General features: G+C 69.6%; 16 protein-coding genes, 2 tRNA genes and 1 pseudogene. 15 read left to right on the forward strand and 4 right to left on the reverse strand.

Going from position 1 to position 24,525, the window contains the following annotated elements; genetic code table 11:
* The first annotated feature begins 13 nt into the window (after positions 1 to 13).
* From FHU34_RS08545 to FHU34_RS08585, 9 genes are all read left to right on the forward strand, one after another.
* Positions 14 to 622, forward strand: a complete 609-nt coding sequence (locus FHU34_RS08545; RefSeq protein ID WP_145779468.1) for an EboA domain-containing protein — start codon at positions 14 to 16, stop codon at positions 620 to 622.
* Positions 623 to 1,480, forward strand: a complete 858-nt coding sequence (locus tag FHU34_RS08550) for a TatD family hydrolase (protein WP_145779469.1) — start codon at positions 623 to 625, stop codon at positions 1,478 to 1,480.
* On the forward strand, positions 1,480 to 2,679 hold the full coding sequence (gene eboE, locus FHU34_RS08555; protein ID WP_145779470.1) for a metabolite traffic protein EboE: 1,200 nt from the start codon (positions 1,480 to 1,482) through the stop codon (positions 2,677 to 2,679). Before FHU34_RS08550 ends, eboE begins: the two co-directional genes overlap by 1 nt.
* Positions 2,676 to 4,091, forward strand: a complete 1,416-nt coding sequence (locus FHU34_RS08560; RefSeq protein WP_145779471.1) for an alkaline phosphatase family protein — start codon at positions 2,676 to 2,678, stop codon at positions 4,089 to 4,091. The genes eboE and FHU34_RS08560 overlap by 4 nt, the downstream gene beginning before the upstream one ends.
* Positions 4,088 to 5,155 carry a polyprenyl synthetase family protein gene (locus FHU34_RS08565; protein ID WP_145779472.1) on the forward strand — a complete coding sequence of 356 codons (1,068 nt, stop codon included), beginning with the start codon at positions 4,088 to 4,090 and terminating at the stop codon, positions 5,153 to 5,155. The genes FHU34_RS08560 and FHU34_RS08565 overlap by 4 nt, the downstream gene beginning before the upstream one ends.
* A gap of 217 nt (positions 5,156 to 5,372) precedes the next feature.
* Complete coding sequence (locus FHU34_RS08570; protein ID WP_208744945.1) at positions 5,373 to 8,231, forward strand: PQQ-dependent sugar dehydrogenase; 2,859 nt, start codon at positions 5,373 to 5,375, stop codon at positions 8,229 to 8,231.
* A 75-nt stretch (positions 8,232 to 8,306) separates the two neighbouring features.
* Positions 8,307 to 10,421: a ThuA domain-containing protein gene (locus tag FHU34_RS08575; protein ID WP_145779473.1), complete on the forward strand. Its 2,115-nt coding sequence runs from the start codon at positions 8,307 to 8,309 to the stop codon at positions 10,419 to 10,421.
* Between the two features lie 215 nt (positions 10,422 to 10,636).
* On the forward strand, positions 10,637 to 11,122 hold the full coding sequence (locus FHU34_RS08580) for a sensor histidine kinase (protein WP_167524774.1): 486 nt from the start codon (positions 10,637 to 10,639) through the stop codon (positions 11,120 to 11,122).
* Positions 11,123 to 11,331: 209 nt separating this feature from the next.
* The gene (locus FHU34_RS08585) at positions 11,332 to 12,339 is read left to right on the forward strand and encodes a sugar phosphate isomerase/epimerase family protein (protein ID WP_088988140.1); all 1,008 of its coding nucleotides are present in this window, start codon (positions 11,332 to 11,334) and stop codon (positions 12,337 to 12,339) included.
* Between the two features lie 64 nt (positions 12,340 to 12,403).
* Here FHU34_RS08585 and FHU34_RS08590 read toward each other — a convergent pair whose 3' ends face one another.
* Positions 12,404 to 12,808 (reverse strand): hypothetical protein, encoded by a 405-nt coding sequence (locus tag FHU34_RS08590; RefSeq protein WP_145779475.1) that lies wholly within the window; start codon positions 12,806 to 12,808, stop codon positions 12,404 to 12,406.
* A 295-nt stretch (positions 12,809 to 13,103) separates the two neighbouring features.
* Between FHU34_RS08590 and FHU34_RS08595 the strand changes: the two genes are divergently transcribed.
* From FHU34_RS08595 to FHU34_RS08620, 6 genes are all read left to right on the forward strand, one after another.
* A tRNA-Asn gene (locus tag FHU34_RS08595) sits at positions 13,104 to 13,176 on the forward strand.
* Between the two features lie 485 nt (positions 13,177 to 13,661).
* Positions 13,662 to 15,779 carry an MMPL family transporter gene (locus FHU34_RS08600; RefSeq protein ID WP_145779476.1) on the forward strand — a complete coding sequence of 706 codons (2,118 nt, stop codon included), beginning with the start codon at positions 13,662 to 13,664 and terminating at the stop codon, positions 15,777 to 15,779.
* Positions 15,769 to 17,007 (forward strand): NAD(P)/FAD-dependent oxidoreductase, encoded by a 1,239-nt coding sequence (locus FHU34_RS08605; protein WP_145779477.1) that lies wholly within the window; start codon positions 15,769 to 15,771, stop codon positions 17,005 to 17,007. The genes FHU34_RS08600 and FHU34_RS08605 overlap by 11 nt, the downstream gene beginning before the upstream one ends.
* A 55-nt stretch (positions 17,008 to 17,062) precedes the next feature.
* Positions 17,063 to 18,010, forward strand: coding sequence for a hypothetical protein (locus FHU34_RS08610; protein ID WP_145779478.1), 948 nt, complete (start codon positions 17,063 to 17,065; stop codon positions 18,008 to 18,010).
* Positions 18,007 to 19,692, forward strand: coding sequence for a M16 family metallopeptidase (locus tag FHU34_RS08615; protein ID WP_145779479.1), 1,686 nt, complete (start codon positions 18,007 to 18,009; stop codon positions 19,690 to 19,692). Before FHU34_RS08610 ends, FHU34_RS08615 begins: the two co-directional genes overlap by 4 nt.
* Positions 19,693 to 19,758: 66 nt before the next feature.
* A tRNA-Ile gene (locus FHU34_RS08620) sits at positions 19,759 to 19,832 on the forward strand.
* A 378-nt stretch (positions 19,833 to 20,210) separates the two neighbouring features.
* Here the strand turns inward: FHU34_RS08620 and FHU34_RS08630 are convergent.
* From FHU34_RS08630 to FHU34_RS08640, 3 genes and pseudogenes are all read right to left on the reverse strand, one after another.
* Positions 20,211 to 21,091, reverse strand: a pseudogene (locus FHU34_RS08630) (replication-relaxation family protein).
* A 157-nt stretch (positions 21,092 to 21,248) separates the two neighbouring features.
* Positions 21,249 to 23,807: an FtsX-like permease family protein gene (locus tag FHU34_RS08635; RefSeq protein ID WP_145779481.1), complete on the reverse strand. Its 2,559-nt coding sequence runs from the start codon at positions 23,805 to 23,807 to the stop codon at positions 21,249 to 21,251.
* Entirely contained in the window at positions 23,792 to 24,523 is a 732-nt protein-coding gene (locus tag FHU34_RS08640; protein WP_145779482.1) for an ABC transporter ATP-binding protein, read from the reverse strand. The genes FHU34_RS08635 and FHU34_RS08640 overlap by 16 nt, the downstream gene beginning before the upstream one ends.
* Between the last annotated feature and the right edge of the window lie 2 nt (positions 24,524 to 24,525).

The following is a 24,525-nucleotide window of genomic DNA, read 5'->3' on the forward strand; positions in this document are numbered from 1 at the left end:
GGGAGGAGACGGGATGACACCGGATTCACTACGGGCCGCGCTGCGAGGCGTACCCGATCCCGATTGGTTGGACACGGCGCTGCGCCGGGTCGCGGCCGAGCCCACCGAGATCACCCGGCTCTTCCCCGCCGCGGGACGGCGCTGCGGACGAGGCGCGCTACCCGACGCACCCGACTGGACCGCCGACGACGCGGCCCGGGTGCTGCTGCTCACCGCGCTGCCGCGCGACCACGCCGCGTACGCCGAGAGCCTCTACCAGCACGGTGACGCGGCCGAACGGCGAGCGGTGCTGCGGGCGCTGCCGCTGCTGCCGATCGACGCCGCCGGCGTGCCGCTGCTGCACGACGCGATCCGCACCAACGACACCCGCCTGGTCGCCGCCGCGCTCGGCCCGTACGCCCGGCACCTCGATCCGGCCGCTTGGCGGCAGGCGGTGCTCAAGTGCGTGTTCAGCGGTGTACCCCTCGCCGCGGTCGCCGACCTGGACGCCCGGGCCGACGGGGAGCTCGCCGCCATGCTGGCCGCGCTCGCCGCCGAACGGCATGCCGCCGGCCGGGACCTGCCCGCCGACGCCACCGACCTGCTCGACCGGCTCACCGCCGCACTGCCCCGGGAGGCGTGAATGCGCATCTTCGACCCACACATCCACATGACCTCGCGCACCACCGACGACTACGAACGGATGGCCGCCGCCGGGGTACGCGCGCTGGTGGAGCCGGCGTTCTGGTTGGGTCAGCCGCGAACCAGCCCCGCGTCGTTCACCGACTACTTCGACTCGCTGATCGGGTGGGAGCCCTTCCGGGCCGGTCAGTTCGGGGTGCGCCACTTCGCCACGATCGCGCTCAATCCCAAGGAGGCCAACGACCCGCGTTGCCGCCCAGTGCTCGACCTGCTGCCCCGCTACCTGGACAAGGACGCGGTGGTGGCGGTCGGCGAGATCGGGTACGACTCGATGACGCCGGAGGAGGACGAGGCGTTCGCGGCGCAGCTCGCCCTCGCCGTGGCGTACGAGTTGCCGGCGCTGGTGCACACCCCGCACCGGGACAAGGCGCGCGGCTGCGAACGCACCCTGGCAGTGGTCGCCGAATCCGGCATCGACGCCGGTCGCGTGGTGGTCGACCACCTCAACGAGGTGACCGTCAAGCTGGTCCGGGACAGCGGATGCTGGCTGGGTTTCTCCATCTACCCGGACACCAAGATGACGCCGTCGCGGATGGTCGAGCTGCTGCGCGAGTACGGCACGGAACGGATGCTGGTCAACTCGGCCGCCGACTGGGGGCGTTCCGACCCGCTGCTGACCCGGGCCACCGGTCAGGCGATGCTGGAGGCCGGGTTCAGCGACGACGACGTCGACAAGGTGCTGTGGCGCAACCCGGTGGAGTTCTACGGGCAGTCGGGGCGGCTCGACCTCAGCGACGTGGAGGACCCCGCCGCCGTGGACCCGGAGACCGGCAACTCGATCCTGCGCGGCGGCAGCTGATGCGGCTGCGACATGCCGGCGGTGAGACCGTCCACCTCGGGTACTGCACCAACGTGCACCCCGCTGAGGATCTCGCCGGCATCCTCGGTCAACTGGACACGTACGCCCTGCCGGTCCGTGCGGCGCTCGGCAGTGACCTGCTCGGGCTGGGCCTGTGGCTGGCCGCCCCGGTCGCCGCCGAGCTGGCCGCGGACGCGGGGTTGCGTCGTCGGCTGCGCGCCGAGCTGGACGCGCGCGGCCTGGAGGTCGTCACCCTCAACGGCTTCCCGTACGCGGCCTTCCAGGCCCCGGTGGTCAAGCAGGACGTGTACCACCCGGACTGGACCACCGAGCAACGTCTGACGTACACGCTGAACCTGGCCCGGGTGCTCGCCGACCTGCTGCCCGACGACGCCGCCCGGGGGTCGATCTCCACCCTGCCGCTGGCCTGGCGGCAGCCGTGGGACACCGGACGGGCCGACGCGGCTCGACGCCGGCTGGACCAGCTCGCCGCCGGCCTGGCCGAGGTCCAGCGCGACACCGGCCGCGAGGTACGGATCGCCTTCGAGCCGGAGCCGGGCTGCGTGGTGGAGAGCAGCAGCCAGGCCGCAGCGCTGCTGTCCGGGATGGACACCGACCGGATGGGCGTCTGCCTCGACCTGGCCCACCTGGCGTGCGCGTGGGAGGACCCGGCCGAGGCACTCGGACGACTGCGGGCGGCCGGACTGCCTGTGGTGAAGGTGCAGGTCTCCGCCGCCGTCGAGGCGGCCGACCCGCAGGGCGGGGCCGACGCGTTGCGCCGCTGGGTGGAGCCGCGCTTCCTGCACCAGACCCGGGGCGCCGGCTGTGCCGGCCTGCCCGACCCGGCCGACCCGTCGTACGCGGCGGACGACCTCGACGAGGCGTTGGACCGGGCGCTGCCCGGACCGTGGCGGGTGCACTACCACGTGCCCCTGCACGCCCCACCCGAGGAACCGCTCGGCTCGACCCTGCCGGTTCTGCGCGCAGCCCTGAGAGCGCTCTTCGACGGCCCGACCGCCGGCTGCGACCACCTGGACGTCGAGACGTACACCTGGGGGGTGCTGCCGGCCGCACGGCGGCCCCGCACCGATGCGGAGCTGGCCGCCGGCATCGCCGCGGAGCTGGCCTTCGCCCGGGACGAACTGGTCGGCCTCGGTCTGACCGCGGAGCGAACCGTGACGATGGGAGGAACGCGATGAGCCGCCGACTGGTGGTGCTCGACGTCGTGGGGTTGACCCCCCGACTGCTGGCGCACATGCCCCGACTACGAGGGGTCGCCGACGGCGGCTTCCGGGCCGAGCTGGGCACCGTGCTGCCCGCGGTGACCTGCTCGGTGCAGTCCACCTTCCTCACCGGCGAACCACCCAGCGGGCACGGGATCGTCGGCAACGGGTGGTATTTCCGGGAGCTGGGTGAGGTGCTGCTGTGGCGGCAGCACAACGCGCTGGTCGGCGGCGAGAAGCTCTGGCAGGCGGCCCGCAAGGCCGAGCCCGGCTACACCGTCGCCAACGTGTGCTGGTGGTACGCGATGGGCGCCGACGTCGACTGGACTGTCACCCCGCGTCCCGTGTACTACGCCGACGGGCGCAAGGAACCCGACTGCTACACCGACCCGCCGGAGCTGCACGACGCGCTCACCGGTCGGCTGGGCGCCTTCCCGCTGTTCACCTACTGGGGGCCGACGGCGGGCCTGCCGTCGTCGAAGTGGATCTGCCAGGCGGCCGAGCAGATCCTCGCCGACGTGTCACCCGACCTGACCCTGGTCTACGTGCCGCACCTGGACTACGACCTGCAACGGTTCGGCCCGTCGTCCGCCCAGGCCGCCGCCGCGGCGGCGGAGCTGGACGCGGTGCTCGGCCCACTGCTGGACGCCGCCCGGGCCCGGGACGCGACAGTGGTGGTGCTGTCGGAGTACGGCATCACCGACGTGTCCCGACCGGTGGACGTCAACCGGCTACTGCGCTCCGAGGGACTGCTGCGGGTGCACACCCAGGCGGGCATGGAGTACCTCGACCCGTGGACGTCCAAGGCGTTCGCGGTCGCCGACCACCAGATCGCCCACGTCTACGTCAAGGACCCGGCCGACGTGCCGGCGGTGGCGAAGCTCTGCGCCAACCTGCCCGGGGTGGCCGAGGTGCTCGACGCCGAGGGCAAGGCCGCGCACGGGCTGGACCACCCGCGCGCGGGTGAGCTGGTGCTGGTGGCCGAGCCAGACGCCTGGTTCACGTACTACTACTGGCTGGACGACGACCGGGCACCGGACTTCGCCCGGCTCGTGGAAATCCACCGCAAGCCGGGGTACGACCCAGCCGAGCTGTTCTTCGACCCGGCCAACCCCGGTGCCGCGAAGGCCCGCGCCGGCGTGGCGCTGGCCCGCAAGAAGCTCGGCATGCGCTACCTGATGAGCGCTGTCGGCCTGGACGCCGGTGCGCGGGCGGTGCGCGGCTCGCACGGGCGGCTGCCGGACGACCCCGCGGACGCCCCGGTGCTGCTCTGCTCCGACCCGACAGCGGCCCGGGACCGGATCGCGGCCACCGAGGTCAAGGGGCTGCTACTGGAGCTGGCCGGATTAGGCGCTGACGGCACGAGCGGTTCGGGGACGCGGACATGACGGTCACCGTCGCGCCGACGGACACGAGCGGACTGCGGGCCCGGTTCGACGCGGAGCTGGCCGGGTTCCTGGAACGGCAGGGCCCGGACTGGCCCGACGGCGCGCCGCGGGGCGTGTTCACCGCGCTGCAACGGTTCGTGCTCGCCGGCGGGAAGCGCCTGCGCCCACTCTTCTGCTACTGGGGTTGGCGTGGCGCGGGCGCTGCCGACGGCACCCCGATCGTGGTGGCCGCGGCGGCCCTGGAGCTGTTCCACGCGTTCGCGCTGATTCACGACGACATCCTGGACGGCAGTGACCGCCGCCGGGGCGAGCCGTCGGTCCACCGCCTCTTCGCCGACCTGCACGCCCGGTCGTCGTGGCGTGGTGACCCGGAGGCGTACGGTCGCAACACCGCGCTGCTCTGCGGGGATCTCTGCGCGGCCTGGTCGGACCAGATGTTCCACGAGTGCGGGTTGAGCACCGAGCAGGTGCACCGGGGGTACGGCGTGTTCGCGCTGATGCGTACCGAGGTGATCGCGGGCGAATACCTGGACCTGGTCTCGGGCGTGGGTGACGGCTCGGTGGCGAGCGCGCTCACCGTGATCCGGATGAAGGCAGCCCGGTACACGGTCACCCGGCCGTTGCAGATCGGCGCGGCCCTGGCCGGCGCGGGCCCGGAGTTGCTCGCCGCGCTGGAGGAGTTCGGTGACCCGCTGGGCGACGCGTTCCAGCTCCGCGACGATGTGCTGGGCGTCTTCGGAGACCCGGCGGTGACCGGCAAGTCCATCCTGGACGACCTGCGTGAGGGCAAGCCCACTGTGATGATGGCGCTGGCCCGCAGCGCGGCGGACCGGTCACAGACCGCCCGGCTGCGGGAGCTGTTCGGCAATCCGGCGTTGGACGCCGACGGCGCTGCGGAGCTTCGCGCCATCATCGAGACGACGGGTGCTCGGGAGCGGATCGAGCAGATGATCCGGGTGCGGACCGAGGCCGCGCTCGTGGCCCTGCAGGCCGCCGCGGTGGCCGACGAGGCTCGCTCGGCGCTCGTCGCGCTGGCCGGCCAGGCGATCGACCGCCGCGCCTGACCCGCGACTTTCGATCAGATCGACAAAAGTTGATGCTGAACCGCCGGAAGGTATGGACACATCGACACCTTCAACTTAGTGTCGTGACCAACACGACAATGTTTCGTCGAGGTGAACCGGCGGCGCGGTAACCCATCGACCCCCACCACCGCTACGGCATCCGGCGCGACGGCGCGCGCCCGGCCTGGCAGTCATTCGTCAGGAAGGGGCAGCACACATGTCCATGAAGGACGCTCCACGACAACGGTCCCGACGATGGTTCTCCGCCGGATCGGCGCTGCTGCTGGCGGCCACCACCGGCGCCGCCTCCCTCGCCGTCGGCACGGCCCCCGCGCAGGCGCACACGATCGTCGCCACCGACTTCCAGCAGGTCGAACTCGCCCGCGGGGTGAGCGACATGGGTGAGCCGATGTCGCTGGCGGTGCTGCCGGACCGTTCCGTCCTGCACACTGCCCGCAACGGCACCCTGCGCCGCACCGACGCCAACGGCACCACCTCGGTGATCGGCACGCTGTCGGTCTACACCCACGACGAAGAGGGGTTGCAGGGCGTCGGCGTCGACCCGGGCTTCGCCAGCAACCGGCAGATCTACCTCTACTACGCCCCGCCGCTCTCCACCCCCGCCGGCGACGCGCCCGCCACCGGCACCGACTTCTCCGCCTGGAACGGTGTGAACCGCCTCTCCCGGTTCACGCTCAACTCCGACTTCACGCTCAACCAGTCCAGCAAGGTCGACGTGCTCGACGTACCGGCCAGCCGGGGCGTCTGCTGCCACGTCGGTGGGGACATCGACTTCGACGCCGCCGGCAACCTCTACCTGTCGACCGGTGACGACACCAACCCGTTCGAGTCCGCCGGTTACTCGCCACTGGACGAGCGGACCAACCGCAACCCGGCGTACGACGCGCAGCGCAGCGCCGGCAACACCAACGACCTGCGGGGCAAGATCCTGCGGATCAAGGTGAACGCGAACGGCACGTACTCCATCCCGTCGGGCAACCTGTTCGCACCCGGCACGGCCCAGACGCGCCCGGAGATCTACGCGATGGGCTTCCGCAACCCGTTCCGGATCAGCGTGGACAAGGCCACCGGTGTCGTCTACGTCGGTGACTACGGGCCGGACGCCGGCTCCACCAGCTCCACCCGCGGGCCGTCCGGCCAGGTGGAGTTCAACCGGGTCGCCGCGCCGGGCAACTACGGCTGGCCGTACTGCACCGGCACCAACACCACCACCGAGACGTACAACGAGTGGGACTTCGCCACCAACGCCAGCGGGGCGAAGTACAACTGCACCGGCGGGCCGACCAACAACTCGTTCCGCAACACCGGCCGGACCACCCTGCCGCCGGCCCAGCCGGCCTGGATCCGGTACGCCGGCGACGCCGGCACCCCGACCGAGTTCGGCGGTGGCTCCGAGTCGCCGATGGGCGGCCCGGTCTACCGGTACAACGCGTCGTCGACTTCCACCACGAAGTTCCCGCAGTCCTTCGACGGGCAGTTCTTCGCGACCGAGTTCGGCCGCGGCTGGATCAAGCCGATCCACGTCAACTCCGACGGCTCCCGGGGCACCATCGACACCTTCCCCTGGGTCGGCAAGCAGGTGATGGACTCGGCGTTCGGCCCGGACGGCGCGTACTACGTGCTCGACTACGGCACCGGCTACTTCAACGGTGACGCCAACTCGGCGCTCTACCGCTTCGACTACGTCGGCAGCGGCAACCGGGCGCCCACCGCGAAAGCCAGCGCCAACCGCACCTCCGGTGCGGCCCCGCTGGCGGTGACCTTCTCCTCGGCTGGCTCGTCCGACCCCGAGGGCGGTGCGCTGACCTACTCGTGGGCCTTCGGTGACGGCACCACCTCGACCGCCGCCAACCCGACGAAGACCTACAGCGCCAACGGCACCTACACGGCCACGCTCACGGTCCGGGACCCGCAGGGTGCCACCGGCAGCAGCAGCGTGCAGATCAACGTCGGCAACACCGCCCCGACGGTGACGATCAACAACCCCGGCAACGGTCAGCTGTTCAGCTTCGGCGACACGGTGCCGTTCAGCATCACCGTCACCGACCCGGAGGACGGCACGATCGACTGCACGAAGGTCAAGATGACCTACGTGCTCGGCCACGACCAGCACGGGCACCAGATCACCTCGCAGAACGGTTGCTCGGGCACGATCACCATCCCGGTCGACGGTGAGCACGACGACGCGGCGAACATCTTCGCGATCTTCGACGCCGAGTACACCGACGCCGGTGGGCTGACCACGCACACCCAGCACACGCTGCCGCCACGGCACCGACAGGCCGAGTTCTACGGCACCTCGTCCGGGATCAACGTGTTCAGCAAGACCCCGGCCGAGGGCGGCAAGACCGTCGGCGACATCAACAACGGTGACTGGATCGCGTTCCAGCCGTACCGGCTGGGCAACGTGACCTCGTTCAACGCCCGGGTCTCCTCGGCGGGGGCCGGTGGCACCCTCCAGGTCCGGGCCGGCTCGGCCACCGGCACGGTGCTCGGCTCGGCCACGGTCCCGGTGACCGGCGGCTGGGAAACCTTCACCACGGTGACCGGGACGATCACCAACCCGCCGACCGGCACGACCACGCTCTACCTGACCTTCGCCGGGTCGGGCACCGGGGCGCTCTTCGACCTCGACGCCTTCACCTTCGTCACCGGCACCCCGCCGGCCGGCGGGACGGGGGCGATCAAGGGTCTGGCCGGCAAGTGTCTGGACGTGCGCAACGGCGCCAGCGCCGACGGCACGCAGATCCAGATCTACACCTGCAACGGCAGTGCGGCGCAGACCTGGGCGGTCACCCCGAACTCGACGATCAAGTCGTTGGGTAAGTGCCTGGACGTCTCGGGTGCCGGCACCGCGGACGGCACCAAGATCCAGCTCTACACCTGCAACGGGACCGCCGCGCAGAACTGGTCGGCCCAGGCCGACGGCACGCTGCGCAGCCCGGCGTCCGGCAAGTGCCTCGACGTCTCCGGCAACAACTCCGCCGACAGCACTGCGGTCCACCTGTGGACCTGCGTCAGCGGTGCCGCCAACCAAAAGTGGACCCTGCCCTGAGCTGGCGGGAGGGGCCCCCTGTCAACGCCTAGCCTTGGGCAGGGGGCCCCTCCTAACCGCGATTAGGAGAGCGATATGCGCAGACGCCTACGACCCGTCCTCGGTGCGGCCATGGCCGCACTCGCCGTCATCGCCTGTACGACACCGGCCACCCCGGCCAGCGCCGCCGACGCCCCCTACGACGTCCTGGTGTTCTCCAAGACCGCCGGTTTCCGGCACGACGCGATCCCGGTCGGCATCCAGACCATCCGCGACCTGGGCGCGGCGAACAACTTCACAGTTACCGCCACCGAGGACGCCGCCGCGTTCACCACCAGCAACCTGAACCAGTACGAGGCGGTCGTCTTCCTCAACACCACCGGCGACGTGCTCAACGCCAGCCAGCAGACCGCCTTCGAGTCGTACATCGCCTCCGGACGCGGGTACGTGGGTGTGCACGCGGCCGCCGACACCGAGTACGACTGGCCGTTCTACGGCAACCTGGTGGGCGCGTGGTTCAACTCGCACCCGGCGATCCAGCAGGCCAACATCAAGGTGGAGGACCGGGGTCACGCGGCGACCGGACACCTGCCGCAGACCTGGACCCGCACCGACGAGTGGTACAACTACCGGACCAACCCCCGGTCGACCGCGCACGTGCTCGCCACGCTCGACGAGTCGTCGTACTCGGGCGGTGGAATGGGCGCGGACCACCCGTTGAGCTGGTGCAAGAGCTACAACGGCGGCCGCTCCTTCTACACCGGCGCCGGGCACACCCAGGCGTCGTACGCCGAGTCGGGGTTCCGCAACCACCTGCTCGGCGGCATCCGGTACGCCTCCGGCCGGAGCAAGGCCGACTGCCGGCCCGAGACGGGCTACACCCCGATCTTCAACGGCTCGACGACCGGTTGGTCGCAGGCCGGTCCGGGCAACTTCACCAACTCCGACGCCACCCTGACCTCGGTCGGCGGCATGGGGTTGTTCTGGTACAACGCCAAGCAGTTCACCAACTACTCGCTGAAGCTGGACTGGAAGCTGGCCGGGGATGACAACTCCGGCATCTTCATCGGCTTCCCGCCGTCCAGTGATCCGTGGTCGGCGGTGGACAACGGCTACGAGATCCAGATCGACGCGACCGACGCGACCGACCGCACCACCGGGGCGGTCTACACGTTCAAGTCGGCCGACATCGCCGCCCGTGACGCGGCGCTCAACGCGCCGGGGGAGTGGAACACCTACGAGCTGTTGGTCGAGGGTGAGCGGCTTCAGATCTTCCTCAACGGGGTGAAGATCAACGACTTCACCAACACCAACCCGGTCCGCTCACTGGCCGGCCACATCGGCATCCAGAACCACGGCACCGGTGACGACGCCTCCTTCCGCAACATCCGGATCAAGGAGTTGGGCACCACGCCACCGCCGACCGGGAACACCACGATCCAGGCCGAGGCGTTCAGCTCGGCCAACGGTGTCTCCGCGTTCACCAAGGCGGGTGCCAACGGCGGGCAGACCCTCGGCTACATCGAGCCGGGCGACTGGGCCGCGTACAACGGGGTCAACCTGACCGGGGTCACCTCGTTCACCGCCCGGGTCGTCTCCGGCGGCGCGGGCGGCACCATCCAGGTGCGCACCGGCTCGGCCACCGGCCCGGTGCTCGGCTCGGTGGCGGTGCCCAACACCGGTAGCTGGGACACCTACGCCAACGTCACCACAGCGTTGTCGAACGTCCCGTCCAGCACCCAGAACCTCTACCTCACCTTTACCGGTAGCGGCACGGGGCTCTTCGACCTGGACGACTTCACACTGGTCAAGGGCAGCGGAGGCACGAACGGGGTGGGCCCGATCAAGGGTCTCGCCGGCAAGTGTCTGGACGTGCGCAACGGTGGCACCGCCGACGGCACCCAGATCCAGATCTACACCTGCAACGGCAGCGCGGCGCAGACCTGGACCGTGACGCCGAACTCGACGATCAAGGCGCTCGGTAAGTGCCTGGACGTCAACGGCAGTGGCACCGCCAACGGCACCAAGATCCAGCTCTGGACCTGCAACGGCAGCGGGGCGCAGAACTGGGCGGCGGCGTCCGACGGCACCCTGCGCAACCCGTCGTCGGGCAAGTGCCTGGACGTCTCCGGCAACAACTCGGCGGACAGCACCGTCGTGCACCTCTGGACCTGCCTGAACGCGGCCAACCAGAAGTGGACCCTGCCCTGACCGACTGAGCCGGGAGAAGCCGCCGTCACCGGCCAGTGAGTCACGGCCGACCTGGCGGCGGCCTCTCCCGAGGCAGTGCCCCGGTGAGCGTCACACCTGCTCGTCACATCCACGACGCGCAGGTGTGACGCTCACACCGGTTGGACGCCGCCCGGCGGGCACCGCCCGGGGCCGGGCTCACAGGCCACTGCCGTACCTTGACCAGCATGGGGCGTATGGCGCAGTGGCGCCGGATGGTGCAGGAGCACGGGCACCGGCTGCTGCACGGGGCCGAGGCGCCCGACCCGTCGACCGGGCCGGCGCCCAGCCTGAACCGTCTCGACGCGCTGGTGGAGGGTTTCGCCGCAGGCCAGCCGGTGCGCTGGAGCCTCGCCGGGTACCCTCGGCCGCTGCCCGGCCCGGTCGACGTCGTGGCGTACCGGATCATCGAGGAGGCGCTGACGAACGCCTGCCGGCACGCTCCGGGCGCGCCGGTCGCGGTCCGCCTGCGCTACGACGCCACGGGCATCACCATCGAGGTACGCGACGAGGGCGCCGCTGCGGCGCCGTCGGGAGCGAGCGCCCACCACACCGGGCAAGGACTGCTCGGGGTACGCAGACGCGCCGAGCGGCTCGGCGGCACGTTCTCCGCCGGCCCGCGTGCCGGTGGCGGCTTCACCGTACGGGTCGCGCTGCCCGCGCCCGAGGAGGTCGCCGAGTGATGATCGGGCCGCGGGGCTTTCGCGATGGGGTGCCACGGAAATAGGGTGGGGTCGGCGACCGTGCTGGTGGCCGGTGACCCGGTGGGAGGCGCAACCCGCCGGGCTCAGGTGTGTTCCGCACCCACCGGTGACCGCCCGGCGTCGCGTACGTCCGGTCACCTCGCCCCGGTCCGCACCTGGAATCCCCATTACAACAGGGGAGAAGAACAATGGCGCGACCCATCACGCTCTTCACCGGCCAGTGGGCCGACCTTCCTTTCGAGGAGGTTTGCCGACTCGCCTCCGAGTGGGGCTACGACGGTCTGGAGATCGCCTGCTGGGGCGACCACTTCGAGGTCGACAAGGCACTCGCCGACGACTCCTACGTCGAGCGCAAGAAGGAGACCCTGGCGAAGCACAACCTTCAGGTCTTCACGATCTCCAACCACCTGGTCGGTCAGGCGGTCTGTGACCACCCGATCGACGAGCGGCACCAGGACATCCTGCCCGCCCGGATCTGGGGCGACGGCGAACCCGAGGGGGTCCGTCAGCGGGCCGCCGAGGAGATCAAGGACACCGCGCGGGCGGCCGCGAAGCTCGGGGTGAACACTGTCGTCGGCTTCACCGGCTCGTCGATCTGGCACACCCTGGCGATGTTCCCGCCGGTGCCGCCGTCGATGATCGAGCGCGGCTACCAGGACTTCGCCGACCGGTGGAACCCGATCCTCGACGTGTTCGACGAGGTCGGGGTGCGGTTCGCGCACGAGGTGCACCCGAGCGAGATCGCGTACGACTACTGGACGACGAAGCGGACGCTGGAGGCCATCGGCAACCGACCCGCGTTCGGGCTGAACTGGGACCCGTCGCACTTCGTGTGGCAGGAGCTGGACCCGGTGAACTTCATCTTCGACTTCGCCGACCGGATCTACCACGTGGACTGCAAGGACGCCAAGGTGCGCACCGGGGACGGCCGGCGTGGCCGGCTCGCCTCGCACCTGCCCTGGGCCGATCTGCGCCGCGGGTGGGACTTCGTCTCCACCGGTCACGGCGACGTGCCCTGGGAGGACTGCTTCCGGGCGTTGAACGCGATCGGCTACGACGGCCCGATCTCGGTCGAGTGGGAGGACGCCGGGATGGACCGGCTCGTCGGTGCCCCGGAGGCGTTGCAGTTCGTCCGCCGGCTCGCCTTCGACGCGCCGAGCGCCGCCTTCGACGCGGCGTTCAGCAGCAAGGACTGATCTCACCTCGGACAGACCACGGGCCGGTCGCCCTGCGGCGACCGGCCCGTCGAGGTGCGGTGGGTCAGAGCGTGCTGGCGTTCGTGCCCGAGCCGGACGGCTTGGTGCGGGGGTTAGTGGACGACGGCGACCCGGAGGTCGTGCCGACAGTGCTGGTGCCCGCCTTGGCACCCACCGTGGCGGGCGTACCGGCGAACGCGTCGTCGGCGGCGGTCAGCTCCTGCTTGCCGGTGCTGCCGTTGCCGTTACCCAGCTTCTCGCCCAGCTTGGTCTGGCCGAGCTTGTCCTTGCCCTCGCTGTAGAGCTTGGTCGCCTGGGCCTGCGCGACCCCGGCCGCCTCCTGGACGGTCGGGTGGTCGAGCACCTTGCGGCCCCGAACCACGAGCTCTTCGTACTTCTCCCGGCCGGCACGGGCGCCCAGGACGAATCCCGCAGCCAGCCCGCCAAGAAACATGATCTTTCCGCGCATGGCGGCTCCTTCCGTACCTGACGCGCCGTCGCCTCCGGCGAGTTGCCCCGTCGGAAGGCGACCTGTTCGCGCCTGCGTCCTCTGTCCGCAGCTAACTACCCATCCTGCTCCCCGCTCAAGCATGTCTGGGCCGGGATGGCGATTTACCCTGTTTGTCGATGCGTCAGGGATCCTGAGCTGCGCGTCTTGATCATCAGTTGTCGGGGTGGAACCCACTGGACCGCCACCGGGGAAAGTCCTGTACTCTTGTCCCGTCGCAGGGCGTCGGCGAGATCCGATTCCAGGCGGTGCACGATCCCCTGTAGCTCAATTGGCAGAGCAGCCGGCTGTTAACCGGCAGGTTATTGGTTCGAGTCCAATCGGGGGAGCTTCTCCACCCAACGCCCGTCGGCCTGATGCCGGCGGGCGTTCTCGTGCGCCCCCGGCCCTACCCCCCAGGGCCGCCCGACCCGGCAGCCCGCCCGCCGACCCGGCAACCCGTGTTCGCGGGGGCCGGCGTTCGTGGCAGCAACTTCGGGGATGTTGTGGCCTCAACGCGCGGTAAGCCAGCACTTTCCCCGATATTGTGTGGATCTTGGGCCGGGCTGTCCGGTGCGGAGCACCGCAGCGGGGGTCCTGGCCCAAGATCGTGCTCGTTCGTTGTTGTAGTGGTGTCGGCGTGATGGTGAGGCCCCTACTTCCTGGTTCGAGCACGATCTTGGCGCGGGGCGCGGGGCGCGGGGCGCGGGGCGCGGGGCGCGGGGCGGAATGTGAGTTTTGGGCCGCTTTGCGGTCACCCGACCGGCAGGATGGTCGATGTCGACCCAGGCTTCCGCTGCGTCGATCGACGCGCCGATCCTTGGGGTGAGTACGCATGTCCGGACGAGGTGGCAGGGCCACACTGGTCGCGGTGGCGGTTGTGCTGGCCTGGCTGGTGATCGGTGGTGTGGCCGGCCCGTACGCCGGACGCCTCAGCGAGGTCGCCACCAACGACAACGCCGCCTTCCTGCCCACCGACGCCGAGGCGACCCGGGCGCAGGACCTCGCCGGCCAGTTCGTCGACCGGGCGACCATCCCGGCTCTGGTCGTCTACGAGCGCCCCTCCGGGATCACCGACGCGGACCGGCAGCGGGTGAGCGCCGACGCGGCCCGGTTCGCCCAGGTGCCCGGCGTGGTCACGCCGCTGCCACCACCCATCCCCAGCGAGGACGGCCAGGCCCTCCAGGTCGTCGTACCCGTGGACGACGCCGAGGGGGATGAGATCGGCACCGTCGTCGAACAGTTGCGCGACATCACCGGCGGGGACCGGGACGGCCTGACCGTGGACGTCTCCGGCCCGGCCGGCCTGCTCGCCGACCTGATCGAGGTGTTCTCCGCCATCGACGGGCCACTGCTGCTGGTCACCCTGGTCGTGGTGCTGATCATCCTGTTGGTCGTCTACCGCAGCCCGGTGCTCTGGATCTTTCCGCTGCTGGCCGCCGGGATGTCGTACGCCCTGGCCTCGGTCTTCGTCTACCTGCTGGCCGACGCGGACGTGCTCAAGCTCAACGGGCAGGCCCAGGGCATCCTCACCGTGCTGGTCTTCGGTGCCGGCACCGACTACGCGTTGCTGCTCATCGCCCGCTATCGGGAGGAGTTGCACCGCCACGACCGCCCCTGGGCCGCCATGCGCGCCGCCTGGAAGGGTGCCGCGCCGGCCATCATCGCGTCCGGCGGCACCGTCATCGTCAGCCTGCTCTGCCTGCTGCTGTCCAGCCTCAACTCCAACCGGGCGCTCGGCCCGGTCGCCGCCATCGGCATCGCCGCCACCCTGCTGGTGATGCTCACCTTCCTGCCCGCGCTGCTGGTGCTCGGCGGCCGGTGGGCGTTCTGGCCCCGGCGGCCCCGCGAGGACCAGGTCGACCCGCGCCTGGAGCACGGCATCTGGAGTCGCATCGCCGGCTTCGTGGCCCGGCACGCCCGACCGATCTGGCTGAGCACCGCTGTGGTGCTGGCCCTCCTCACGCTCGGTCTCACCCAGCTCGGCGCGACCACACTCGGCCAGTCCGACCTGTTCACCCAACGCGTCGACTCGGTCGACGGCCAGGAGGTGATCTCCCGGCACTACCCGGCCGGCACGGGCAGCCCGGCCACCATCTTCACCACCGAACAGACCGCTCGGCAGGTCGCCCAGGTGGCGCAGGGCGTACGCGGCGTCGCCGACGTCCGCCCTCTCTCCGCCGGCCCGCAGACCGGCCCGCCGAATCCGAACGCCGCACCGAAGGTCGTCGACGGGCGGGTGCAACTGGAGGCCACCCTCACCGATCCACCTGACAGCGACGGTGCCGAGCGGACCATCCGCGAGCTGCGCGTCGCCGTACACCAGGTGCCGGGGTCGGACGCCGTGGTCGGTGGCTTCACCGCGATCAACGTGGACACCTCGGACGCCGCGAAGCGCGACCAGAACGTCATCATCCCGGTGGTGTTGGTGGTCATCGCGGTGATCCTGGCCCTGCTGCTGCGGGCGCTGCTCGCCCCGGTGCTGCTGATCGCCACCGTCCTGCTCAGCTTCGCCGCGACCCTCGGCCTGTGCGCGCTGCTGTTCCGCCACGTCTTCGACTTCCCCGGCGTGGACTCGTCGTTCCCGCTGTTCGCGTTCGTGTTCCTGGTCGCCCTGGGGATCGACTACAACATCTTCCTGATGAGCCGGGTCCGCGAGGAGTCGGTCCGGCGGGGCACCCGCGCCGGTGTGCTCGCCGGCCTCGCCGTCACCGGCGGGGTGATCACCTCCGCCGGCATCGTGCTCGCCGCGACGTTCTCCGCCCTCGCCGTCCTGCCGCTCGTGGTGTTGGTCGAGTTGGGTACGGCGGTCGCGATCGGGGTACTGATCGACACCATCGTCGTCCGGTCGTTGCTGGTGCCCGCACTGGCGTACGACATCGGGCCGAAGATCTGGTGGCCGGGCCGGTTGTCCCGGGCGAACGGTGAGCGGGAGGCACGCGATGCTGGCTGAGACCGACGTGGTCGTCGTCGGCGGAGGCCTGGCCGGGCTCGCCGCCGCCCGCCGGCTGCACCGCGCCGGGGTGCCCTGGCGGTTGCTGGAGGCTAGCGGTCGGCTCGGCGGCCGGGTCGCCACCGACGTGGTCGACGGCTACCTCATCGACCGGGGCTTCCAGGTGCTCAACACCGCGTACCCACGGCTCGGCACACTGCTCGACACCGACCGCCTCGACCTCCGGTACTTCACCTCCGGCGTGCTGGTCCGCAAGGGCGACGACCTGTTGCGGCTGGTCAACCCGCTGCGCGAACCGACCGGCGCCCCGGGTACCGCGCTCGCCGGCGTCGGCTCGCTGCGCGACCGGCTGCGTTTCGCCGCGCTCGCCGCCGGCTGCGCCGCACTGCCCGCGGCCCGGCTCCTCGCCGCACCGGAGACCAGCGCCGAGACGGCACTACGGCGGGCGGGCCTCTCCGACGCGATCATCGAGGAGCTGCTGCGACCCTTCCTGTCCGGTGTGTTCATCGACCGGGAGTTGGCCACATCCAGTCACGTACTCGCGATGGTGGTGCGCTCCTTCGCCCGCGGCCGCATCGGCCTGCCCGCCGAGGGGATGGCCGCGCTGCCCCGGGCCATCGCCGCCCCGCTCCCCGCCGACCTGCTCGACCTGGACACCCCGGTCGCCGAGGTCGCCCCCGGCCGGGTCCGCACCCAGGCCGGCGACATCCGCTGCCGGGCCGTCGTGGTCGCCGTCGACCCACCCGCCGCGCCCGCGCTGCTTCCGGCAGTGACGACGGTACGCATGCACAGCTACACCACCTACTACCACAGCGCTCCCGAGCCGCCGCTCACCGAACCGATCCTGCTCGTCGACGGCGACCGGCGCGAGATCGTGGCGAACACTGTGGTGCTCAGCAACGCCGCACCGACCTACGCGCCGGCCGGGCGGCACCTGATCGCCACCTCCGTGGTCGGCCCGACCGCCCCACCCGAGCCGACCATCCGGGCCGAGTTGACCCGGCTGTACGGTCAGTCCACCGCCGACTGGACACACCTCACCACGGTCGCCGTGCCGCAGGCGCTACCCGCCGCGCCACCACCGCAGGGGCGGCTGCGCAAACCCGTGTCGATGGGAGAGGGGCTGTTCGTGGCCGGTGACCACCGGGACAGCCCGTCCATCCAGGGCGCTCTCGCCAGCGGCTGGCGTGCCGCCGGAGCGGTGTTGGAGGAGTTGCGCGCGGGCTGAGCTCGGCTCGAAACGGGGGCCACGCGGGCCTTGTTGATCACCTATGATCCCCGCCATGCCCGCCCCTCTGCCAGCCCCCACCTTCGATGCTGGTGCCGCGTACCCCGAGGTCAACGACCTACGCAAGGCGCTCGACGCCGCCGACTGGCCCGCCGTCCGCGCGCTGTTCGCCGACCGCGACCCCGCCCACCGGACGCTGCTGGTCTCCGCCGCCGGGGACCAGGAAGGGACCGAGCCGTTCCTACGGCGGGTGTACGACAACGACCCCACCGACGCCCTCGCCGGTACGCTGCTCGGCAACTGCCTCATCCGCACCGGTTGGCGGATTCGCAGTGCCGCCCGGGCTCAGCACGTCAGCCGCAGCCAGTTCGACAAGTTCCACGACCACCTGCGGCGAGCTGAGCAGGTGTTGATCGATGTCACCGCCCGGCACGAGGACGACGCGGCGGCCTGGACACAGCGGATCACCCTCGCCCGGGGCCTGCAACTCGGCCAGAACGAGACGCGTCGCCGCTACGACAGACTCGCGCGGCACCACCCCCACCACCTGCCCGCGCAGGCCAGCCTGCTCCAACAGCTCTGCCCGAAGTGGAGCGGCGACTGGGACCGGGCCTTCGGCTTCGCCCGCGAATGCGCCCAGGCCGCGCCCGACGGGGCACCCAACGCCGCGATCGTCGCCGAGGCGCACCTGGAACGCTGGCTGGAATTCGACACCGAACGGGAGCGCACGGAGTACCTGCGCAGCACCCCCGTCGTGGACGAGATCATGCGATGCGGCCAACGGTCGGTGCTGCACCCCGACTACGTCGACAAGGCTGACTGGGTCTGGGTCCGCTCGACGTTCGCGCTGATGTTCAGCCTGACCGAGCAGTGGTCCGCCGCCGCCAGCCAGTTCACGGTCCTCGGCAACCTGGGCAGCGAATACCCCTGGGCCTATGTCGACGAAGCCGAGGGCTTCACCAAGTACCGCGCCAAGGCGTACGCGAAGGGTGGTCGTTCATGATCCAGCATCTGGACGTGGACGGGGTGCCCACGCTGCTCGCTCCCACCGGCGGGCCGATGCACGCCGGGCTGACCTTCCGGGTCGGCACCGCCGACGAGACGCTCGCCCGCTCCGGCATCACCCACCTCATCGAGCACCTCGCGCTCGCCCCGCTCGGCCTGGCCGACTACCACGTCAACGGCGCGACAGCCCCGGCGTTCACCACGTTTCACACCCAGGGCTCCGAGGCGGACATCGCGGCGTTCCTCACCACCGTCTGCGGGCACCTCTCCGACCTGCCGGTCGCGCGGCTCGACGTCGAGAAGGAGATCCTGCGCACCGAGTGGAGCAGCCGAGGCTCCGCCGCCGTCGACGACATCCCGCTGTGGCGCTACGGTGCCCGCGACTTCGGCCTGAGCAGCTATCCGGAATGGGGCCTGAGCGCGTTCACCGCAGACGACCTGCGGCAATGGGTGGCCCGCTGGTTCACCCGGGAGAACGCCGTGCTCTGGATCGCCGGTGACCGGGTGCCCACCGGTCTACGGCTCGCCCTGCCGAGCGGGGTCCGGCAGCCGGTGCCGGTGGCGTCGTCGGCACTGCCGACCACCCCCGCGTACTTCGTCAGCGGCGCCCGCGCCGTGGTGCTCGACTCGGTGGTACGCCGCACCACCGCCGCCAGCACCTTCGCCGGCGTACTGGAACGCGAGCTGTACCGGTCGCTGCGCCAGGACGCCGGCCTGTCCTACACCACCACCACCGGGTACGAGCCGCGCGGCGACGGGTACGCCACACTGCGGGCACTCGCCGACGCGCTGGCGGAGAAGCAGGACGCCGTGCTCGGCGGCTTCATCGACGTACTCGCCAAGATGCGGGTCGGCCGGATCGAACAGGCGGACCTCGACGCCACCATCGCCAAGAGGGAAGATCTCCTCGCCACCACCGAGGTGGACGCCGCACGACTACCCGGGTACGCCCTCAACCTGCTGACCGGGCAGCCGAACCTCACCCTTGACGAATACCGGGCCGAGCTGAAGGCCGTCAGCATCGCCGACCTGCACGACGTGGCCGGCGAGGTGATGGCCTCGGCGCTGCTCATGGTGCCCGGCGGTCACACCGCCGACTGGGCCGGCTTCACCGCCGCACCCACCCACTCCGCCGACACCGTCGACGGCCCCACGTACCGCGCCCGGGAAGGCGCCGGTGGCATCCGCCTCGGCGTCGACGGTGTCACGTACCTGCAGACGGACGGGCCCCTGACCGTCCGTTACGCCGACTGCGCCGCCATGCTCGCCTGGCCCGACGGCGCGCGCCAACTCATCGGCGCGGACGCCATCGTGCTGCACATCGAGCCGACCATGCTCGGCCTGCCCCCGGGGACGATCCAGGCCATCGACGCCGGCGTGCCGGCCGACCGGCACGTCACCATGCCGGCCCGCAGCGCCGACCAGATCCCACAGCCCAAGCCCATCGAGCGCCAGCCCGAACCCGCCAGGCGTTCCTGGTGGGAGGTTCCGGTGATGGTGCTCAGCGGGCTCGGCACCCTGCTCATGGGCGGCGTCTTCCTGCTACTCACCATCGGCATGTTCGTCGCCGAGGAAGGCTCGGAGGACGACACGTGGTTCTGGGGCGTCATCGTGGTCGGGTGGGTGCTCACTGTTATCCTCGCGTTGCCCATCGTGCTGCTGATGCGACGACGGCGGTGATGAGGTGGGGCCGGAACGCTGCTGGCCCGTGATCCACCGGTCGGGATAAGATCCGGCGCGGTGTGAGGGGCGGTAGCTCAGCCGGTTAGAGCAGGGGACTCATAATCCCTCGGTCGCGGGTTCGAGTCCCGCCCGCCCCACCGACCGCACCATTGTGCGAACCGGTGGTACTCCTGAGATGGCCCCCGTCCGTTTCGGGCGGGGGCATTGCCGTGTCGGTGGGGATCTTGAACACAGGTACGACTCCCTGGTCGGTGAGTTGGACTTCGGCGATGACGGTCTCGATGGCGGCTTTGCGTTCGGTGGTGCTGCCGCTGGTCATGATGGTGCTGAGGTGGTCGCGGATGCGGGCGACGGGGGCGCGGGCTGCGACGTCAGGCCGGCATCGAGTTCGGTGTGCCGGGCTTGGAGTTGAGCCAGCCGTTGGCGGAGTTCGCGGATGCGTGGGCCGGCGGTGGCGTCGTCCATGGTGCTATTCTCGAACGCGGTGTGGTAACGGTCGATGGCGTTCGGCCGCGTCACTTCGGTGCGCTGGTGGGGGTGGGCTTGCCTGACATGAGGGTGGTTCCTCCGTGCGGGGTTGGGGTGGCTCGGCCGACGGGAGGTTGGCCAAACGCATCGACGCCCCGTGGTAGCGGTGCAGCAACCACATCGCCTCGGCCGGGGTGACGCCGGTGACCTCGGCGTGCACGCGGTAGCCTCCGGGTAGATGGTCCCGGTGGCGGCGAGTTCCTGATGTAGGTGCCGCTCCCGTTCCGGGGAGTGCAGCCAGAACAAGACCGGCCAGATCCGGCCGGTGGCGTGCGCGAGTTCCCGGTAGCCGTCGATCTTGTCGACCAGTCGGGAAAGTGGCCGTTCGGTGCCGAGGTCGTACTCAGGAAGAACGGCAGCCTGCGGTCGCCTTCGACCCAGATGCCGTGCCCATCCGGCCGCGACCGCGGCGTATAAGCGCGGGCCGCGACGTCGTCGTCGGGCTCGGCGAAGGCCCCCGTCTGCTGGCAACGTCCAGCCGGCCACCAGCGCGTTAGCTCGCTGCCGGGATGGGTGCGGGCGTGACCGGCCAGGGCGGTGAAGAAGCCGTTGACCCGAGCAGATGCGGCAGGTTCGCCCGCCTCGTCAGGTGCCAACGCTTTCGCCGGGCCTGGTCCCTGCGCGGCAGGTCGTCGCCGCGCTGCGCGGCGACGACCTCGATGCCGAGTTGCGCCAGCACGTAGTGGTAGGGGTAGGAGCCGCCGTCGGGCTTCTGCGGCCGGAACCGGTCCACTACCCCCAATTTCTGCATCAGGGCCCGCAGGCGTTCCTGGGCGTAATCGACCGAGGGGAAAAGGGCATTGGCGATCTGAAAGGAGGTGAGGACGAACGATGCTCCCACGAGGGGCCTGGCGCCTGCGGTCCGCATCTGGTCCGCACGCGGCCGGGGACCGCGGAGGAATGGTGAGAGGTGTTGAGAGCTGTTTCCGCTGCTGGTTGGCCATCCGTTTCGGGCGGGGCATTATCCGGACGAACCGACAACGCTGACGTCGCACGCACGATGATCGATTGGTCAGGGCTGAGGATCAGACCGACAGTCTGTCGGTAGCCCTGAGCCTACGACTGGACAAATAGGTAGCGACTGCCGTCGCTCCATAGAAGGAAAGCAGAACGGCTCCCAACCAGTGCCAAGGGATGGACAGGGCGAAGTCGGGCATGCGGAGGACGGCAATCAGGACCGGTGGGATGGCAACGAGTGCGGCGAGGATGGAACTCGCTGCAATCAAGGCCAAAGTCTGCAGGCCGAGCACCTGACGAACCCAACGCGTGGACAGCCCGACCGCGATCAAACGCCCCAGGTAGCTCTTGAGGATATCCACCTGGGTGCGAGCGACAACGATCGTGGTGATCAGGACGATTAGCGTCAGCCCGACCGCTGAGGTGTAGAAGGCGGTCGGCACCTTCACCGCCTGTGGTGCCTCGTAGATCCCGACTTGGTAAGGATCGAGGCCAGCTTCGATGACAGCACGTTCAGCAGCCGCTGACTGCTGGGCGGACGCACCTGTGAAGACCACAGCAGCGTTCTGGACGTTCAGGCCAAGCTCTCTCGCCGTAGCGGTGAGGATCAGGCCGCCCGTCGAGACGTCCCACGGCGTCTGGAAATTGGTTCGGACGGTAGGTAGCGGCTTGGTGGTGGAGGTGACGTCCTCGGACTCTCCTTCGTGCAGCAGCAACTTTCGCTGCCCCCGCTCCTCACCGTCCCAAACCAACATCCCGCCTTCCTGCAGGACGTTGACCTGAGAGCTCGTCAGCGGATGGTTGTTCAGGCGAGCTGCGTCGCCTGCGCTCTCAACCACAAGGACCGTACCCAGGCCCGCGCCCTCGACGGTGGCTTTCACCTCGTCCGACCAGAGGTAGCCGGTCCGGACCGGCGGTGCATCGAAGCTGACACGACTCGTCACGGCATCGACGACCTCCGCCGAGGGCGCGTGGAACTCGCCCGCAGGACTCGAGAGAACCACCTGGCCCGGTGCCACCTCCGGGATCCGGTCTGCTTGGGCTGTCGCGATCAACGTAGCCAGCAGTGTGAGCATCCCCAGGGGTGCGCCCAGCGCTGCCGCGAGTACCGCGACTCCGACGACAGCCCGGTCCTTGTCGTGCATGAGCTGTCGTTTGCCGAGGCGTGACCGAGGACCGCGGACCGGCATCCTCTCGATAAAGGCTTTGACGAACTCCGGCGCGCACAGGAGCAGCATCAGTCCGAAGGTCCCGGCGAGGATCATCGTCTTCGGCACCGTGTCCAGCGTGGCGACCTGCGCGAGTACCGCAAAGCCGACGAGCAGAATCGCCACTCGTCGCCCCTGGGTCACCCGGGCGGCGCGCTCGCCGAATCGTCCACTAGGCCGAGGCGCATCCGAGTCATCTGCTGCTGTTCCGGCCTTCATTCGGTTGGTCGCCATAGTGGACGGACGCGCAGTAGACGGTTGTCGGGTGCCCACAACGAGCGCAGCGACAACGAGCGCGCTGGACACCCCTGTCACTACCAGCACCCGGGCAACCGGATCGAGGACGCTGGGGAAGGGGGAGATAGGGCCGGCGAGGACGAGATCAACCAGCGGCCGGACGGCCATGCCGAGGAAGATCCCGACAACGGCGCCAACCAGTGTGGAGGCCATGATCCAAGCGAGCGTGCCGAGCGCGACACCCAGGGCGGCCGACGAGCGTCTCATCCCGATCGAGGTCAGGACGCCGAACGTCTTTCTCGAACGGCGGCTGCTCACACCGAAGACCATGGCTACGGCCAGGAACGGCAGTGCGAGTGAGGGGACCTTGTAAGCGAGAGGTATGCGCTCGACCCATGAACGACGCGTCTGGGCCAATTCCACGACCCTGGAACGGAGAGCGCCGGCAAGCTGTGCGTCTGGTTCTGCGGACGAGGCTTTCTCGATCAGCCCATTGCTCGCCAGTACCGCTTGAGCCGCTTCCATTCCGGATTCGGCACTACCGTTCCAGTAGACCGAAGCGGTGGCGGACACGGTAGAAAAGTTCGACCTGGTCTTTTCTGTCATGCTCCGCCAGGTGCCCGTCGCAGCAAGAATCCGCGGGAAGGAGTCGAACTTGTCGGTGGCGACGCCGACAACCTGGAACCGCTCGTTACCGGAGAAGACTGACATCGTCCCAGCCTGCCCGACCGCATCTTGCAGTGACTTGGTCAGGACGATCTCGCCAGCACGCTCCGGCCAGCGTCCCTGCTTCAGCGCGTAGCGTGCCGGGAAAGGTTTCGCCTGCCAGGGCGCCTCGACGTAGAGCACGAGTGGCGGGTCGACCAGGTCCGGCCGGACATCGAATGACGTCAGTGACAGTAGGGCGTCCTCAGCCCCGCCGCGCTGCATCTCCTGCAGTACTGCCTCAGGGAATTTGTCCTCTCCCGGTTTGAGGCTGGTAAAGTTGCTCAGATCGAGCTGGTGGGCATATCGGCCCAAGTCGCGTTCGACAACCTGCTCGCCAGACAGGGTGAGAGCTTTCATCGCGATGAACATGCTCACCAGGGCTGCGGCGGTTATGAACGTGATGATCGCGGAGCGCGCGAGCGACCGGCTTCTGGCGAACCTCTTGGCGAGGATGAGAATCAAACTTGGCTGCATGCTACGCCATTCTCTCGCATCGATGATTCTCGGCGCAGGAGCTGCCCGTCGACCATTTCGTATACCGTGTCCGCAAACTCCTGAGTCATCGTGTCATGCGAACAGACAATAACGAGTGTCCCCTGGTCGCACAACTCTCTCAACAATTTGAACAATGCGCGCGAGTTCTGCGAATCCAGCGCTCCGGTTGGCTCGTCTGCGACGAGGATGCGCCGGTCACCAATAAGGGCACGGGCTATTCCGATCCGTTGACGCTGGCCGCCGGAAAACTGGACTGCGAGGCGGTTCCCTAAACCTCCCAGGCCGACCCTCTCCAGTTGTTCGTCAGCTAGTCGACGAGCCTCTGTCGAAGCCATGCCGCGAACCTCAAGCGGCAGCGCGACATTCTCGGCAGCAGTGAACTCTTCGACCAGGTTGTAATCCTGAAATACCACACCAATGGTCGACAGTCGCATCTGCGCGCGTTGGTCCTCGTCGAGTCGAGCAAGATCGGTCGACTCGACGAGGACCCGGCCCCTGTCCGGTATGTCAAGCCCCGCGATGGTGTTGAGTAAGGTTGACTTACCCGAACCGCTCGTACCGAAAATGCAGACGAACTCACCCGGGAATGCCCTAAGGTTCGCGTCTCGAACGGCCCAGATGGTTTCAGCGGGCGAGGAGAAGCATCGACTTACTCCGCTGATTTCCAGCAAGGGCAAACCAGGATCATTCGTCATTT

Origin of the sequence: Micromonospora taraxaci (assembly GCF_007830095.1) — a bacterium.
GTDB lineage: Bacteria > Actinomycetota > Actinomycetes > Mycobacteriales > Micromonosporaceae > Micromonospora > Micromonospora taraxaci.